This window comes from Streptomyces sp. NPDC079020 (assembly GCF_044542225.1).
Lineage (GTDB): Bacteria > Actinomycetota > Actinomycetes > Streptomycetales > Streptomycetaceae > Streptomyces.
Genome location: NZ_JBITUB010000004.1, coordinates 190,829 through 206,216, shown reverse-complemented (window position 1 = coordinate 206,216; position 15,388 = coordinate 190,829). Strand labels below are relative to the sequence as shown.

At 70.7% G+C, this 15,388-nt stretch carries 16 protein-coding genes; 8 read left to right on the top strand and 8 right to left on the bottom strand.

The window, feature by feature from the left end; all coding sequences use genetic code 11:
- Window positions 1–6 precede the first annotated feature (6 nt).
- On the top strand, window positions 7–726 hold the full coding sequence (locus ACIGJO_RS10470; protein WP_399955040.1) for a ScbR family autoregulator-binding transcription factor: 720 nt from the start codon (window positions 7–9) through the stop codon (window positions 724–726).
- Window positions 727–855: 129 nt separating this feature from the next.
- Here ACIGJO_RS10470 and ACIGJO_RS10465 read toward each other — a convergent pair whose 3' ends face one another.
- Window positions 856–1,467: an FMN-dependent NADH-azoreductase gene (locus ACIGJO_RS10465; RefSeq protein ID WP_399955038.1), complete on the bottom strand. Its 612-nt coding sequence runs from the start codon at window positions 1,465–1,467 to the stop codon at window positions 856–858.
- Between the two features lie 148 nt (window positions 1,468–1,615).
- Between ACIGJO_RS10465 and ACIGJO_RS10460 the strand changes: the two genes are divergently transcribed.
- The 4 genes from ACIGJO_RS10460 (at window position 1,616) to ACIGJO_RS10445 (ending at window position 5,052) form a co-directional block, all read left to right on the top strand.
- A complete protein-coding gene (locus tag ACIGJO_RS10460) occupies window positions 1,616–1,963 on the top strand; it encodes a winged helix-turn-helix transcriptional regulator (RefSeq protein WP_399955035.1) in 348 nt (115 codons plus the stop codon).
- Between the two features lie 260 nt (window positions 1,964–2,223).
- Window positions 2,224–3,657: a DUF2252 domain-containing protein gene (locus ACIGJO_RS10455; protein WP_399955033.1), complete on the top strand. Its 1,434-nt coding sequence runs from the start codon at window positions 2,224–2,226 to the stop codon at window positions 3,655–3,657.
- A 58-nt stretch (window positions 3,658–3,715) separates the two neighbouring features.
- The gene (locus ACIGJO_RS10450; RefSeq protein ID WP_399955030.1) at window positions 3,716–4,660 is read left to right on the top strand and encodes a hypothetical protein; all 945 of its coding nucleotides are present in this window, start codon (window positions 3,716–3,718) and stop codon (window positions 4,658–4,660) included.
- 47 nt (window positions 4,661–4,707) lie between these two features.
- A complete protein-coding gene (locus ACIGJO_RS10445) occupies window positions 4,708–5,052 on the top strand; it encodes a rhodanese-like domain-containing protein (protein ID WP_399955027.1) in 345 nt (114 codons plus the stop codon).
- 52 nt (window positions 5,053–5,104) lie between these two features.
- Here the strand turns inward: ACIGJO_RS10445 and ACIGJO_RS10440 are convergent, their stop codons facing one another.
- From ACIGJO_RS10440 to paaA, 6 genes are all read right to left on the bottom strand, one after another.
- The gene (locus ACIGJO_RS10440) at window positions 5,105–6,358 is read right to left on the bottom strand and encodes an acyl-CoA dehydrogenase family protein (RefSeq protein ID WP_399955025.1); all 1,254 of its coding nucleotides are present in this window, start codon (window positions 6,356–6,358) and stop codon (window positions 5,105–5,107) included.
- A 264-nt stretch (window positions 6,359–6,622) separates the two neighbouring features.
- Entirely contained in the window at window positions 6,623–7,681 is a 1,059-nt protein-coding gene (locus tag ACIGJO_RS10435; protein ID WP_399955022.1) for a 2Fe-2S iron-sulfur cluster-binding protein, read from the bottom strand.
- The gene (paaD, locus tag ACIGJO_RS10430; protein ID WP_399955019.1) at window positions 7,682–8,179 is read right to left on the bottom strand and encodes a 1,2-phenylacetyl-CoA epoxidase subunit PaaD; all 498 of its coding nucleotides are present in this window, start codon (window positions 8,177–8,179) and stop codon (window positions 7,682–7,684) included.
- Window positions 8,173–8,874, bottom strand: a complete 702-nt coding sequence (gene paaC, locus ACIGJO_RS10425; protein ID WP_399955015.1) for a 1,2-phenylacetyl-CoA epoxidase subunit PaaC — start codon at window positions 8,872–8,874, stop codon at window positions 8,173–8,175. The genes paaD and paaC overlap by 7 nt, the downstream gene beginning before the upstream one ends.
- Window positions 8,871–9,161 carry a 1,2-phenylacetyl-CoA epoxidase subunit PaaB gene (gene paaB / locus ACIGJO_RS10420; protein WP_030972485.1) on the bottom strand — a complete coding sequence of 97 codons (291 nt, stop codon included), beginning with the start codon at window positions 9,159–9,161 and terminating at the stop codon, window positions 8,871–8,873. The genes paaC and paaB overlap by 4 nt, the downstream gene beginning before the upstream one ends.
- Entirely contained in the window at window positions 9,158–10,180 is a 1,023-nt protein-coding gene (gene paaA / locus ACIGJO_RS10415; protein ID WP_399955011.1) for a 1,2-phenylacetyl-CoA epoxidase subunit PaaA, read from the bottom strand. Before paaA ends, paaB begins: the two co-directional genes overlap by 4 nt.
- A gap of 115 nt (window positions 10,181–10,295) precedes the next feature.
- Between paaA and ACIGJO_RS10410 the strand changes: the two genes are divergently transcribed.
- The 3 genes from ACIGJO_RS10410 to ACIGJO_RS10400 all read left to right on the top strand — a co-directional run bounded on the left by ACIGJO_RS10410 (window position 10,296) and on the right by ACIGJO_RS10400 (window position 13,461).
- Window positions 10,296–11,180, top strand: a complete 885-nt coding sequence (locus tag ACIGJO_RS10410) for a DUF5819 family protein (RefSeq protein WP_399955679.1) — start codon at window positions 10,296–10,298, stop codon at window positions 11,178–11,180.
- A 206-nt stretch (window positions 11,181–11,386) separates the two neighbouring features.
- Window positions 11,387–12,712, top strand: coding sequence for an HTTM domain-containing protein (locus ACIGJO_RS10405; RefSeq protein ID WP_399955676.1), 1,326 nt, complete (start codon window positions 11,387–11,389; stop codon window positions 12,710–12,712).
- On the top strand, window positions 12,709–13,461 hold the full coding sequence (locus ACIGJO_RS10400; RefSeq protein WP_399955008.1) for a TrmH family RNA methyltransferase: 753 nt from the start codon (window positions 12,709–12,711) through the stop codon (window positions 13,459–13,461). The genes ACIGJO_RS10405 and ACIGJO_RS10400 overlap by 4 nt, the downstream gene beginning before the upstream one ends.
- 125 nt (window positions 13,462–13,586) lie before the next feature.
- Here the strand turns inward: ACIGJO_RS10400 and paaN are convergent, their stop codons facing one another.
- A complete protein-coding gene (gene paaN / locus ACIGJO_RS10395; RefSeq protein WP_399955005.1) occupies window positions 13,587–15,287 on the bottom strand; it encodes a phenylacetic acid degradation protein PaaN in 1,701 nt (566 codons plus the stop codon).
- Window positions 15,288–15,388: the final 101 nt, after the last annotated feature.

Sequence of the window (15,388 nt, the reverse complement as noted above, 5' to 3'; positions counted from 1 at the left end):
CAAGAGATGGCGAAGCAGGCTCGCGCGGTGCAGACAAGGCGGTCGATCGTGGAAGCCGCGGCGAGCGTCTTCGACGACTACGGCTACGAGCGTGCGGCCATCTCGGAGATCCTCCGCCGCGCCAAGGTGACCAAAGGGGCCCTGTACTTCCACTTCGCGTCCAAGGAAGCCATCGCTCAGGCGATCATGGACGAGCAGACGGCCACGGTGGACCTGGTGGAGGACGGATCCCCGCTCCAGTCACTGGTGGACGGCGGCCAGCAGTTCGCGTTCGCCCTGCGCCACGACTCGATGGCGCGTGCCGGTACGCGCCTCTCCATCGAGGGTGTGTTTCTCGGTGGCCCGCACCCGTGGAGCGACTGGATCGAGGCGACGGCCCGGATGCTGCAACTGGGCAAGGAGCGCGGCGAGGTGCTCCCCCAGATCGACCCGCTGGTATCGGCGGAGGTCATCGTCGCGTCGTTCACCGGTATACAGCTGATCTCGGAGGCCAACTCCGGACGGGCCGATCTGCGGGAGCGCGTGGCCCAGATGTGGCGCCACATCCTGCCGTCCATCGCCAACCCCGGTGTCATCGTGCACATCAAGCCGGAGGGCCGGGTGGACCTGGCCGCTCAGGCGCGGGAGCGGGAGCGGCGGGAGGACGAGGAGAGTGAGGGGGGCGGTGACCCCTTGAGCGGCTCTGTGGGTGCTGCTTTCGGAGCGACGGTGGGTGCGGCGGGCTGAGCCTGTGGGCAGACGGCTGCCCGCCCTGTGAGGGCGGCGCGTCGTTTCACGTGAAACGCCCGGATCGTGACTGTGGGGCTGTGGGGCTCGGTTGAGCCCCACAGCCCCTTTTTTTCGTCGGGTGGGCCGTCAGGCGGCCATGCGCGCGGCAAGGGCCTTCGCCTTCTCGGCGGCGTTGCTGAGTGCCTGGGCGCGGGACTTCTCGGCGAGCGGTATCAGGTCGGCCATCTGGGGCTTGGAGTGCGCCAGGGTCAGTTCCGGAACGATGAAGTCGACCTCGGCGGAGAACATGCCCGTCAGTACCTTCTCCAGGTAGTTCTGGACGAACTCGAATCCCTCGCGCGGGGTGCCCGGCGCGTAGGAGCCGCCGCGGCTTGCGACGACGGTGACCGGGGTGCCCGCGATGGGGGAGTCCGCTCCGGCGTTGTGGCCGACGACGATCACCTGGTCCAGCCAGGCCTTCAGTGTGGACGGGATGGAGAAGTTGTACATCGGGGCGCCGATCAGGACCGCGTCCGCTGCGGCCAGCTCTTCGGTCAGCTCCCGGCGCAGCGGGTCCTCGGCGCCGGCGGTCACGGCTGCGGCGTCCAGATGGGGCAGCGGTTCGGCGGCGAGATCCCGGTAGACGACGGTGCCGTCCGGGTGCTGTTCGCGCCATGCCTGTACGAACGCCGAGGTGACGTCCCGGGATGCGGAGCCCTGGGAGAAGACGGCGGAGTCGAGGTGCAGAAGCGTGGCCATGGAGGTCTCCACAGATATGAGGGGCGGGAGGGGCGGCCGACGCGGGGGCGGACCTGCCGAGACGGAACTAAATTTCCGTGTGTACCTATGGATATCATAGTTCCTTACTTTTCGTAAGCACCTCACGGGGGCGCAGTACTCTAGGGACATGGCGGATCACAGCGAGCAGGCCTGTCGGCGGGTCGATGTGGGCATCACTCGCGTCTTCGAGTTGTTCGGCAAGCGCTGGACCGGTCCGATCGTCTCGGTGCTGATGCGGCAGTCCGTGCACTTCGCGGATCTGCGGCGCGCGATTCCCGGTATCAGCGAGCGCATGCTCTCGGACCGGCTGTCCGAGCTGGGGACCGCCGGTCTGGTGGTGCGCGAGGTCGATGAAGGGCCGCCGCTGCGCGTCTCGTACCGCCTCACCGACGCGGGAGCCGCGATGGAGCCGGCCCTCAAGGAGCTCGGACGGTGGGCGGACGTCTATCTGCCGGTCGAGGATTCCGGCTGCTGAGAAACCGGCTGCCGCTGCGGAACCGGTTGCTGCTGAGGAACCGGCTGCCGCTGCGTTGAACCGCCGGTCCGGTTGTGGCGCAGCAGGCTTTCCGCTGCTCCGCGAACCGTCTGAGAGCGTCCGACCTGGGAAGTGCGTTGTCCACAGGCTTCGCCGCGGGTTGTCCACAGGGGCGGACGGTCCTCCGGGAACGGCGGTACGGTCGTGGTCGATCGATGGTGGGCATGGCAGTCGGACAAGGGCGGGGGAGGCGGCGCTCCATGGGCGAAGTCGATGTGACGATGCCGGAAGAGCGGGCGGCGACGGCGGTGCCGCGCATTCCGGAGGTGCCCGGGTTCGCCCGGCGCGCGGCACCGAAGTCGCCGAAGGCGGCCGGTAAGGCCTTGCGCGAACGGGTGCCGCGCTCCTCGCACGACGCCCTGGTCCTCCCTTCCGGGCGGCCGGACGCGGTGCGGGCGGTCGAGGAATCGAACCAGGGCCGGGTGCCGGGCCTGACGCCGATCCGGGTGGGACGGATGGCCGCCACGCCGTTCGCGTTTCTGCGGGGCTCGGCCGGGCTCATGGCCCACGACCTGACGGGCACACCGGTCACCGGGGTGGGCGCCCAGCTCTGCGGCGACGCGCATGCCGCCAACTTCGGCCTCTACGGCGATGCGCGGGGCAGCCTGGTCATCGATCTCAACGACTTCGACGAGACCGTCTTCGGCCCCTGGGAATGGGACCTCAAACGGCTCGCCACCTCACTGGTGCTGGCGGGACGTGCGGCCGGGGCGGACGAGGACACCTGCCGACGGGGCGCGTACGACACCGTCGGCGCGTACCGGCGGACGATGCGGCTGCTGGCCGGACTTCCCGCGCTGGACGCCTGGAACGCCATCGCGGACGAGGAGCTCGTCTCGCACACGGATGCGCGGGATCTGCTCGGGACGCTGGAGCGGGTCGCGGCGAAGGCCCGCAACAACACGAGTGCCCGGTTCGCCGCCAGATCCACGGAGGACACCGGGGACGGCGGGCGCCGGTTCGTCGACGCCGCGCCCGTGCTGCGCCGGGTGCCGGACGCGGAGGCCGCGGCGGTCGCGGCGGGCCTCGGCGGCTATCTGCACACGGTCTCCGAGGACCGGGTGCCGCTGCTCGCCCGGTACGCGATCCACGATGTGGCGTTCCGGGTGGTCGGCACCGGAAGCGTGGGGACCAGGTCGTACGTGGTGCTGCTGCTCGACCACCGCGGTGAGCCGCTGGTTCTCCAGGTGAAGGAGGCGCGCCCGTCCGCGCTGGCGCCGTTCCTGCCGATGGCCGGATTCGATGTGCCCCAGACGGCGCACGAAGGGCGTCGGGTGGTGCTCGGGCAGAAGCGGATGCAGGTCGTCAGCGACATACTGCTCGGCTGGGCGGAGGTCGACGGCAGACCTTTCCAGGTACGGCAGTTCAGGAACCGCAAGGGAAGTGTCGATCCGGCGGCGCTGGCGGCCGATCAGGTCGACGACTACGGGCGGATGACGGGTGCGCTGCTGGCGCGGGCGCACGCGCACAGCGCGGATCCACGGCTGCTCGCGGGCTACTGCGGCAAGAGTGCCGAGCTGGACGAGGCGGTGGCCGGCTTCGCGGTCACCTACGCCGACCGTACGGAAGCGGACCACGCGGAGCTGGTGCGGGCGGTCAAGGCGGGGCGGGTAGCCGCCGAGCTGGGTATATGACGTGCCCTGCGGTGACCGCGCGTCCCCGGGGCGCCGGTCGTGGCCATACGCTGGACGGGTGACCCACGAAGCCGCCGGGGTGCCGACCACCCGGAACGACGAAGACCGGATCGACGAAGACCGGCAGGACAACGACCGGCAGCCCGAGCCGCAGCCCGCGCAGGCCCCTGGACAGGGTCCGGCACAGGCCCCTGGACAGGGATCGGTGCCCGACGGCGAGCAGGCGCCGCCGAGGCCCGAAGCACGGCTCGCCAAGGCCGTCCAGGTGGCCGAGCACGCGTTGATCGAGTTCGAGATCGCGGTGGAGACCTTCCGGGTCGAGGTGGAGAACTTCTCCCGGCTGCACCACCAGAAGCTCGGCCCGATGTACGCCCGCCTCGACGAGCTGGACGCGCTGATCGCGGAGGCTCGGGCCGCCCGTACCGGGGACCCCGAGGATCTGCGCAAGGCCCAGGAGGCGCGGGCGGTCGTCATGCCGATGCCGGGGGTCGACGAACTGTTCCACGACTGGATGGACTCCGACGGGCTGTCCCCCGAAGCGGCCTCCATGCTCACCGAGCAGCCGGTCCGGCCGCCGAAGCGCGTGCGGCCGAGCGAGGAGGCGCGCAAGCTCTACCGCGAGCTGGCCCGCAAGGCCCACCCGGATCTGGCCCAGGACGAGCGGGAGCGGGAGCGCCGGGACGAATTCATCACCCGGGTCAACGCCGCGTACGGGCGCGGGGACGAGGCCCTGCTGCGGGAACTGGTCGAGGAGTGGGCGGCGGGCCCGGTCCCGCCGGAGGCCCCGCTCAGCGAGAGCGAGGAGCTCTACGCCCGGCTGGAGTGGCTCAGCCGCCGCAAGGAGCTGCTCACGGTGCTCGCGCGGGAGCTGGAGGAGGGCGCTATCGGCTCGATGCTGCGGATGGCCCCGGACGACCCGGACAAGCTGCTGGAGGACATCGGCGAACAGCTTCTGAGCGAGGTGTCCCGGCGTGAGGCCGAGCTCTCGGAGCTGGTGCAGTAGCGTTTCGGATGACTGTGCCGCGTACGTGACGAGAGAAGGCCTGACCCATGAATTTCGCCCCGCTGCCCTCGGTGGACGTCGCGGCGGTGCCGTCGGACGGCCTCGTCCTGGATGTCCGGGAGAACGACGAATGGGCGGCCGGACACGTCGAGGGGGCGCTGCACATTCCGATGAGTGACTTCGTCGGCCGCTTCGGTGAGCTGACCGAAGCCGCCGAGGACGGCCGGCGCGTGCATGTGATGTGCCGGGTCGGCGGCCGGTCCGCGCAGGTCACCCAGTATCTCGTTCAGCAGGGCGTCGACGCGGTGAACATCGACGGCGGGATGCTCGCCTGGGACGGCGCCGGACGCCCGATGGTCGCGGACAACGGGAACCCGGCGTTCGTCCTCTGACCTGCCAACACCGGGCTTGCACCGGGGAGCCCGGCACTTTGGGCCCGGTGCGTCAGCCGAGGGGATGGGCGGCCAGCAGGTCGCCCAAGGCTTCCTCATGGGCCGCCGCCGGCCCCAGGGACAGCTCGATCTGCTTCGCCCAGGCGTGGTAGCGGTGCAGGGGATAGTCCGTGTCCGCGCCGAAGCCGCCGTGCAGATGCTGCGCGGTCTGCACGATGCGGCGGACGCCCTCCGAGGCCCAGATCTTCGCCACGGCGATGTCGCCCGCGGGGGGCAGCGCGCCTTTGGCCTCGGCGGAGATACGCCAGGCGGCCTGCCAGAGGGTCACTTCCATGGCCCGCAGATCGATGTACCTGTCGGCGGCCTGCATGGCCACGGCCTGGAACGTAGCCACGGGGAAGCCGAACTGCTCGCGCTTTCCCGTGTATTGGCTGGTCATCGAGAGCACCCGTTCGCCCAGCCCCAGGGCCAGCGCGCAGGTACCGGTGGTCAGCAGTGACCGCAGCCAGTCCCAGGCACCCGGAGCGTCGATCAGCTCGCGGTCGTCGATACGCACGGACCGGAGCGTGACCTCCGCGAGGCGCTCGCCGCTGGTGGAAACCTGCTCGGCGAGCGTCACGCCGTCCTGGGCGCGGCGCACCAGAGCCAGGACCGACCGGCCCTCTCCCGTGTGGGCGGGTATCGCGATCCAGTCCGCGATCTGGGCCCAGGGCACCCCTGACTGCACCCCGTCGAGCACCCACCCGGACGTGCTCGCCGCCTCGGGTTCTGTCCCGGCTCCGGCTCCCGCTTCGGCGCTGACTCCGGCTCCGGCTCCCGCTTCGGCGCTGACTCCGGCTCCGGTGGTTCCTTCGGCGACGGGGTGCGCCGTTGCCCGGCGGGCGTTGACGGCGAGCTCGGCCGGGTCGTGTCCGGTGCGCCCGTTGGCCCCGACGGTCAGGACGAGCTCGCCCCGGCCGAAGCCGGGCAGCAGCTCGGCCGCCAGCGCGCGGTCGCCGTGGCGCTGGAGGACCATCGCGACCGCGCAGCTCTCCAGCAACGGAACCCTGGCCAGCACCTTCGCCGACTCGCGCAGCACCAGGCACAGGGCGACCGGGTCGAGGCCCGCTCCGCCGTATTCCGGTGACAGTGTGAGGCTGAGCAGATCCGTACCGGCGAGCCCGGCCCACAGGGCCCTGTCGATGTCCTCGGCGACCGCACCGGGGGTCAGGGCGGGACTGGGCACGGCGTCGGGTGCGACGCCGGAGAAGACCGCCCGCGCCGCCTCTACGGCCGCCTGCTGTTCCTCGGTGAAGGTGAAGTCCACTGTCCCGGCCTCCCGCGAACCGTAGCGTCCCTGAACCGCGCTGTCCGCAGCCGGACCTGACGGATCGTCAAGATAGAACAGGTTCTATAAGAAGGGAACACCGCGAACGCCGGAGGCCCCGACGCTGGAGACCCGGGTGAACGAAGGCTCCCACCCGGAGTACCCGACGTACCGGGGTACCCGGAGTACCGGGGTACCCGGAGTACCCGGTGTACTCGGAGCGTGGGTCGGCCGGCGCTCCGGGCGGCCGGGTGCCGCGAAGGGTCAGCGGTCGAAGTCCAGCTCCACCTCCGGCGTCAGCGGGTGCGACTGGCACGCCAGCACGAAGCCTGCCCCGGTCTCCTCCGGCTCCAGCGCGAAGTTGCGGTCCATCCGCACCTCACCCGACACGAGAAAGGCCCGGCAGGTCCCGCACACCCCGCCCTTGCAGGCGTACGGCGCGTCCGAGCGGCTGCGCAGGACCGTCTCCAGCAGTGATTCGGCATCCTGCACCGGCCAGCTTCCCGAACGGCCGTGGAGGGTCGCGGTGAGAGTGCTTTCGGCCGGCGAGGCGACCCGGGCCGCGGCGGGTGCCGCAGGGCCGTCGTCGACGTGGAAGATCTCCTGATGGATCCGGGCCCGGTCGACGCCGAGATCGCGCAGCGCGCCCTCAGCCCCCCGTACCAGGCCGAACGGCCCGCACAGGAACCAGCCGTCCACGTCCCGCACGGGCAGCAGGGCGGGCAGCAGATCGGTGAGCCGATCACGGTCCAGCCGCCCGGACGGGAGCCCGGCCGACTGCTCCTCCCTGGAGAGTGCCGTCACCAGCTGGAAGCGGTCCGGATACCGGTCCTTCAGGTCGGCGACCTCGTCGAGGAACATCGTCGACGCCGCCGTCCGGTCGCTGCGGATCAGGCAGAACCGTGCCTGCGGTTCCCGTGCCAGCAGCGTCGCCGCCATCGACAGCACCGGGGTGATGCCGCTTCCCCCGACGACCGCGGCGAAGAGGCCGGGACGCGGCTTCAGGACGAAGCGGCCCATCGGGGCCATGGCCTCGACCTCGTCCCCGACGGCCAGCTCCTTCAGTGCGTACGTGGAGAACGCGCCGCCGTCGACCATGCGGATGCCGACCCGCAGCACCGGCTCGGCCGGCTGCTCGGCGGCCGGTGCGCAGATCGAGTACGAGCGCCGGATCTCCGCGCCGTCTACGGTGTAGCGCACGTTGAGATGCTGACCCGGGGTGTGGCGGAAGGTCTCGCGCAGTTCGGCCGGCACGGCGAAGGTGACGGCCACCGCATCGTCAGTGATCCGTTCGATCGCGCTGACCCGGAGCGGATGGAACATCTACAACTCCTTGAAGTGGTCGAACGGTTCGCGGCAGGTGACGCAACGGCGCAGCGCCTTGCACGCCGTGGAGGAGAACCGGCTCAGCAGCTCCGTATCGGTGGAGCCGCAGTGCGGGCAGCGCACCGCGAGCGTCAGCGGCACGGGCCCCCCGTCAGCGCCGTGGGAGCGCGGCGGGGCGATACCGAACTCGGCGAGCTTGCGCCGCCCCTCGGCGCTGATGTCGTCCGTCGTCCAGGCCGGGGCGAGCACGGTGACCACGGACACTTCCGGTATGCCGTGGTCGTGCAGTACGCGCTCGATGTCGGCGGACATGGCCTCGATCGCCGGGCAGCCGGTGTACGTCGGGGTGAGCCGCACTGTCACCCGGCCCGGGGCGACCACCTGGACGCCCCGCAGCACGCCGAGCTCCTCCAGTGACAGGACCGGCAGCTCGGGGTCGGGTACGGAGCCGGCCAGCCTGTGCAGCTCCTTCTCCAGCAGGGTCTCGGTCACCATGACGCCCCCGGATGACTGCGGTGCAGGTGCTGCATTTCGGCGATCATCCTGCCGAACGGCTCGGTGTGCAGCCCCTGGCGCCCGGCCCCGGCCGTCCAGGCTCCGGACTGCCGACCTTCCGGGACACTCAGCGTGGCCCGCTCCACGACATCGGTGATGGCGGCCAGCCAGCTTTCCCGCAGCGCCTGCCAGTCGATGTCCAGTCCTTCGACGGGCTGGAACATCTCGCCGGTGAAGCGCCACAAGGCGTCCAGGCCGGCCTGGAGCCGCTCATGGCTCTCTGCTGTGCCGTCGCCCAGCCGCAGGACCCAGTGCTCGGCGTGGTCCCGGTGGTAGGCGACCTCCTTGACCGCCTTCGCCGCGAGATCCGTGAACGGGCTCTGTCCGGCCGCCAACTCGCTGTACAGCAGGTGCTGATGGACGGAGAAGTAGAGCTGACGGGCGATGGTGTGGGCGAAGTCGCCGTTGGGCTGCTCGACCAACTGGAGGTTGCGGAAGGCCCGCTCCTCGCGGAGGTAGGCGAGCTCGTCCTCGTCGCCGACGAGGGAGAGCAGCACCCTGGCCTGTCCCAGGAGGTCCAGGGCGATGTTGGCGAGGGCCACCTCCTCCTCCAGCACCGGGGCGTGGCCCGCCCACTCCCCCAGCCGGTGCGAGAGCACCAGCGCGTCGTCGCCCAGGGCGAGAGCCGCGCTCACAGGTGCTTCACCCCTTCCGGGATCTCGTAGAACGTCGGGTGCCGGTAGGGCTTGTCCCCGGCCGGTTCGAAGAACGAGTCCTTCTCGTCCGGGGAGGAGGCGGTGATCTCCGTGGACGGAACCACCCAGATCGAGACGCCCTCGGAGCGGCGCGTGTAGAGATCGCGTGCGTTGCGCAGGGCCATCTCGGCGTCGGGTGCGTGCAGACTGCCCGCGTGGGTGTGCGACAGTCCGCGCCGCGAGCGTACGAACACCTCCCACAGCGGCCAGTCGGTCGAGCTGCTCATGCCGTTGCCTCCCCGGGCTGGGTGTGCTGTGCGGACCCTCGGGCCGGGTGTTTGGCCGCGTACGCCGCTGCCGCGTCCCGGACCCAGGCCCCTTCTTCGTGTGCCTCGCGGCGCTGGGTGAGGCGCTGCTCGTTGCAGGGGCCGTTGCCCTTGAGGACCTCCTGGAACTCCGTCCAGTCGATCGCGCCGAAGTCGTGCTGGCCGCGCTCCTCGTTCCACCGGATGTCGGGGTCCGGGAGGGCGAGTCCCAGAGCCTCGGCCTGCGGTACGCATATGTCGACGAAGCGCTGGCGAAGTTCGTCGTTGGAGTGGCGCTTGATCTTCCAGGCCATCGACTGCGCGGAGTGCGCCGACGCGTCGTCGGGCGGGCCGAACATCATCAGGGAGGGCCACCACCAGCGGTTCACCGCGTCCTGCGCCATCTCGTGCTGCTCCGGGGTGCCCCGGCTCAGGGCGAGCAGCAGCTCGTACCCCTGGCGCTGGTGGAAGGACTCCTCCTTGCAGATCCGGACCATCGCCCGCGCGTAGGGGCCGTAGGAGCAGCGGCAGAGCGGCACCTGGTTGGTGATCGCGGCGCCGTCCACCAGCCAGCCGATCGCCCCGACGTCCGCCCAGGTCAGCGTCGGGTAATTGAAGATCGAGGAATAGCGCTGGCGTCCCGCGTGGAGCTTGTCGAGCAGCTCCTCGCGGCTGGTGCCCAGCGTCTCGGCGGCGCTGTAGAGATAGAGCCCGTGTCCGGCCTCGTCCTGCACCTTGGCCATCAGGATGGCCTTGCGCCGCAGGGAGGGTGCGCGGGTGATCCAGTTGGCCTCGGGCTGCATGCCGATGATTTCCGAGTGGGCGTGCTGGGCCATCTGGCGGACCAGCGAGGCCCGGTACGCCTCCGGCATCCAGTCGCGCGGCTCGATCCGGTCGTCGGCCGCCACCGCCGCGTCGAATGCCGCGATGCGGGCCGCGTCCGCCGTATCCGCTGGGTCTGCCGTTCTCTGCGCCTTCTGGCCCGCAGTCACTGCCGCCATCCCGGACTCCCTACCGACCGATCGTTCGGTTCAATGACTTCAATGGTGAGTCGGCGGCCCGTAGGGTGTCAACCCTGTGGATAACTCGGTGGTGATCGACGGTGAGCGGGGCGGGATGGATTCGGACCACGGTGGGCGCTCCGACAGCAGGGAGAAGGGCCCCTGGCCGCAGGTGGTGAGCCATGGGGACGCCCCACCACAAGCCTCGCCGCACGCCCCGCCGGACCGCCGGGCGGACGGACTGCTCCCTGCCCCGCCGGATGTTCCGGCGCCCGCTGCGGCGGATGTTCCGGCGGACCCCGTGCCAGGCGCCGCCGGCCCTGCCACCGGCGGCGGCATAGCCGCGCTCTCCTTCCGGTACCAAGCCGTTGCGGCCCTCGCGCTGTCCCTCATCGGACTGCTCGCCTGCGCCCAGGTGGCCATGGTCTTTCTGCACGTCGCACCGTCCAACACCCTGACGAAGCAGCATGGTGAAGCGGTCGACAACTGGGTCTACCCGGAGTTCGAACAGAACTGGAAGCTGTTCGCCCCCAATCCGCTCCAGCAGAACATCGCCGTCCATGTGCGGGCCGAGGTAGCCGGTGCGGACGGCCGCCGCACCACCCCGTGGATGAGCCTTTCCGGCGAGGACGGCAAAGCGATACGTGGCAGTTTCTTCCCCAGCCACGTGAATCAGAACGAGCTCCGCCGGGGCTGGGACTTCTTCGTCAACTCCCACGACAGCGAGAACCGCCCCAACGGCCTGCGCGGTGATCTCTCCGAGCGCTACATCCGCCGCATCGTGATGCTGCGCCTCGGCGAGCGGGACTACGGCGGCACCGTCGAGCGCATCCAGGTACGTTCCGAGACCCGTTCCGTGGAGCCGCCCTCATGGAGCGAGGAGAAGATCAGCACCCGGCCGAACTACCGGGTGCTCCCGTGGTGGACCGTGACCCCGGACGATCTTCCCGAGAACGCCGGAGCGCCGCAGGCGTCGCGCGGCGAGGAGGCGGACAAGTGACCACACCCTCCCCGGCCGGTTCCCCCGGCCAGAACCCTCCGAACACGGGCCAGAACCCCCCGGATCCGGGCCAGAACCCTCCGAACCCCGGCCAGAACCCCGCGTTCCCCCGGCAGGCCCCTTCGGCCTCCCGCCGGAATCCCGGGAATCCCGGCGCGATTCCCGGACCGATCACCGGCCGGAGTTCTGGCTCGAATCCTGGACCGATACCTGCGGGCCGCGCCCCGGCCTCCGCTTCCGGGCTTCGCCGGAAAGCCGGAAACGGTCTCGCCCGCGGTATCCAGCGCGTCACCGCGTCGGCCCTGGGCCCGTACCAGAGCGCCGTGATCCGGATCGGTTTCTCGGCCACGTACCTGCTGTTCCTGCTGCGCGAACTGCCGAACCGCCATGAGCTCTACGGTCCCGACGGCCCGTGGCACTGGGACATGGCCCGGCAGCTCATAGCGAACAACGAAGCCTTCTCCGTACTCATGTGGTCGGACAGCGCGCTCTGGTTCGAGGCCGTGTACGTCCTCACGCTGCTGTCCGCCGCAGCCCTGCTGCTCGGCTGGCGTACCCGGACGACGTCCGTCCTCTTCATGGCCGGTGTGCTGTCGGTGCAGAACCGCAGCATCTTCATGGGTGACGGCGGGGACAACGTCATCCACCTCATGGCGATCTATCTGGTCCTGACGCGCTGCGCCCAGGTCTGGTCGCTGGATGCCCGGCGCGCGAAGCGGAACGCCGTACGGAACGCGGACCGTGCCGCGAACGGCCTCGGGCCCGTGCGCGACGTGGTGGGGCCCGTTCTGTGGGCGGTGCTCGGTCCGGTCCTGCTGATCGCCACGCTGATGGACGGCCTCGGAGGAACCTGGTGGCTGCCCGTCCTGCTGTGGGTGATCTGGGCGGGGAGTGCCGCGTGGTGGGCCGCCAACCGCTACGCGCCGCAGGGTGAACAGCGGACTCTGCTCGATGTCCTGGCCAATCTCGCCCACAACGCCACCCTCGCCGTGATCATGGCCGAGGTCTGTCTGATCTACGCGACCGCCGGCTGGTACAAGATCCAGGGCTCGCGCTGGCAGGACGGCACCGCGCTGCACTACCCGCTCCAGCTCGACTACTTCACGCCCTGGCCCGGTCTGTCGGACATCCTCGCCTCCAACGGTGTGATGGTGATGGCGCTGACGTACGGCACGGTCATCGTGCAGGTCGCCTTCCCCTTCACCCTGTTCAACCGGCGGGTCAAGAACGTTCTGCTGGTCGCGATGATCTGTGAGCACGCCGGAATCGCCCTGCTGCTCGGGCTGCCGTTCTTCTCGATGGCGATGATCGCCGCGGACGCCGTCTTCCTGCCGACCGTCTTCCTGGTGTGGCTGGGCGGGCGGGTGGCGCTCGGACGGGAGCGGCTGTTCTCCCGTCTGCCGCGTGTGGCGGGCGGGTCGGGTGCTCCTGCTGATTCCGGCCGGGTGCCCGGTCGGCCGGGCGTCGACGGCGGCAGTACGGAGGAGGCCCCGCAGCGCGGTGCCGGTGGGGGCCATACGCTCGTCGGGTGAGCAGTGAGACCGGCAGTACAGAAGAGCCCCCGGCAGCGGCGGCCCCCGGGCCGTCCGGGGCGGCCCCCGAACCGTCGATGAAACCGGAAGCGGAAGCGGAACCGGAACCCGTCCAGTACGACGACGGGTACGGGAGCGGGATCGGCGTCGGGCCGCATCCGCTGCCCTGGCCCGAGGACGAGCGGTACGACCCCGAGCTGCTCGCCCACGGTGACCGGCGCAATGTCGGTGACGAGTACCGGTACTGGACGAGGGAGGCGATCGTCGCCGATCTCGATCTGCGGCGGCACGACTTCCATGTGGCGGTGGAGAACTGGGGCCACGACTTCAACATCGGCTCGGTGGTGCGGACCGCGAACGCCTTCCTCGCCAAGGAGATCCACATTGTGGGGCGGCGCCGCTGGAACCGGCGCGGAGCCATGGTCACCGACCGCTACCAGCATGTCCGGCATCACCCCGACACGGCGGACCTGACCGCGTGGGCGGCTGCCGAGGGGCTGCCGATCATCGGGATCGACAACCTCCCCGGGGCCGTGCCGCTGGAGCGGACCGAGCTGCCGCGGCGCTGTGTGCTGCTGTTCGGGCAGGAGGGGCCGGGGCTCACGGAGGAGGCGCGGAACCACGCGACGATGGTGTGCTCCATCGCGCAGTTCGGCTCCACCCGGTCGATCAACGCCGGTGCCGCGGCGGCCATCGCGATGCACGCGTGGGTGCAGCGGTACGCGGACGTTCCGGACCCCCGCGGCTGAGCAACTGCGCGGCTGCGGGGCCGAGTGACCGAAGGGCCCGGGGTCCGAGGGGCCGAGGTGCTGTGCGGTCCGAGGGGCTGAGCGGTCCGAAGCCCCGGAACGGGCGCGGGGCTTCGGACCGGTGATCACGCCTGGCGGCGGACCTCCACCACGCGGAAGCGGTTGGACACGAAGGCCCCGTCGCACAGGGCGGCGTTCGCCGCCGGGTTGCCGCCCGAGCCGTGGAAGTCGGAGAAGGCCGCGGTCTGGTTGACGTACACCCCGCCGGTCAGATTCAGCGAGAGCTGGGCAGACTCCTCGAAGCAGGCGTCCTCCACCGCACGCTCCACCTCCGGGGACGTGGTGTAGGCGCCGACCGTCATGGCGCCCTTGTCGCGGACGGTGCGGCGGAGCAGGTCCACGCCGTCCGCGGTCGAGGCGACCGCCACGGCGAAGGACACCGGGCCGAAGCACTCCGACAGATAGGCAGCGTCGTCGTCCGGCTTGCTGCCGTCGAGCTTGACGATGACCGGCGTACGGACCGCCGCGTCCGGGAATTCGGGGTTGGCGACCGTCCGGGAGGGCAGGGCGACCTCGCCCAGGTCCGACGCCGCCTCGACGCGTGCCTTCACATCCGGGTTGACCAGGGCGCCGAGCAGCGCGGCGGCCCGTGCGTCGTCCCCGAGAAGGCCGGTGACGGACGCGGCGACATCGGCGACGACGTCGTCGTACGACTTGGCCCCGGCGTCCGTGGAGATGCCGTCCCGGGGGATCAGCAGATTCTGCGGGGTGGTGCACATCTGGCCGCTGTACAGGGAGAGCGAGAACGCCAGGTTGGCGAGCATGCCGCGGTAGTCGTCGGTGGAGTCGACGACGATCGTGTTGACCCCGGCCTTCTCCGTGTAGACCTGGGCCTGCCGGGCGTTGGCCTCCAGCCAGTCGCCGAAGGCTGTGGAACCCGTGTAGTCGATGATCTTGATCTCGGGGCGGACCGCCAGGGTCTTGGCGATGCCCTCGCCCGGCCGCTCGGTGGCGAGCGCGACCAGATTCGGGTCGAAGCCCGCCTCGGCCAGCACCTCGCGGGCCAGCCGCACCGTGAGCGCGAGCGGGAGAACCGCGCGCGGATGCGGCTTGACCAGCACCGGGTTGCCGGTGGCGAGGGAGGCGAAGAGGCCGGGGTAGCCGTTCCAGGTGGGGAAGGTGTTGCAGCCGATCAGCAGCGAGATGCCGCGTCCCGCCGCGGTGAACGACTTGTGCAGCCGGAGCGGGTCGCGCTTGCCCTGCGGCTTGGACCAGTCGGCCGTCAGCGGGGTGCGGGTCTGTTCCTGGTAGGCGTACGCCACCGCCTCCAGGCCACGGTCCTGGGCGTGCGGGCCGCCCGCCTGGAACGCCATCATGAACGCCTGCCCGCTCGTGTGCATCACGGCGTGGGCCAGCTCATGGGTGCGGGCGCTGATGCGGGACAGGATCTCCAGACACACCAGGGCCCTGGTCTCCGGCCCCGCCGTCCGCCAGGCGCCCATGCCGGCCTTCATGGCCGGGAGCAGGACGTCCGGGTCGGCGTGCGGATACTCGACGCCGAGCTCCGGCCCGTACGGCGAGGTCTCACCGCCCGTCCAGCCGTCCGTGCCCGGCTGGCCGAGATCGAGCCGGGTGTGCAGCACCGCGTCGAACGCCGCCTTGCCCTCCGCCGCTCCCAGGCTCCCCGGGGCGCCGCCCTCGCCGTACGCCTTGGGGTGCTCGGGGTGCGGGGACCAGTAGTCGCGGGTGCGGATCGCGTCGAGGGCCCGGTCGAGCGTGGGCCGGTGGGTCTCGGACAGCTGCTGGGGGGTGAGCTCGGCGGCCATGACGGACCAACTCCTCATCGAGCCGGGCAGGGAGGTACGGACGGAGTTAGAGTAACCGAACGATCGGTCGGTACAAGGGGCCCCAAGAAACCTGTGGACAA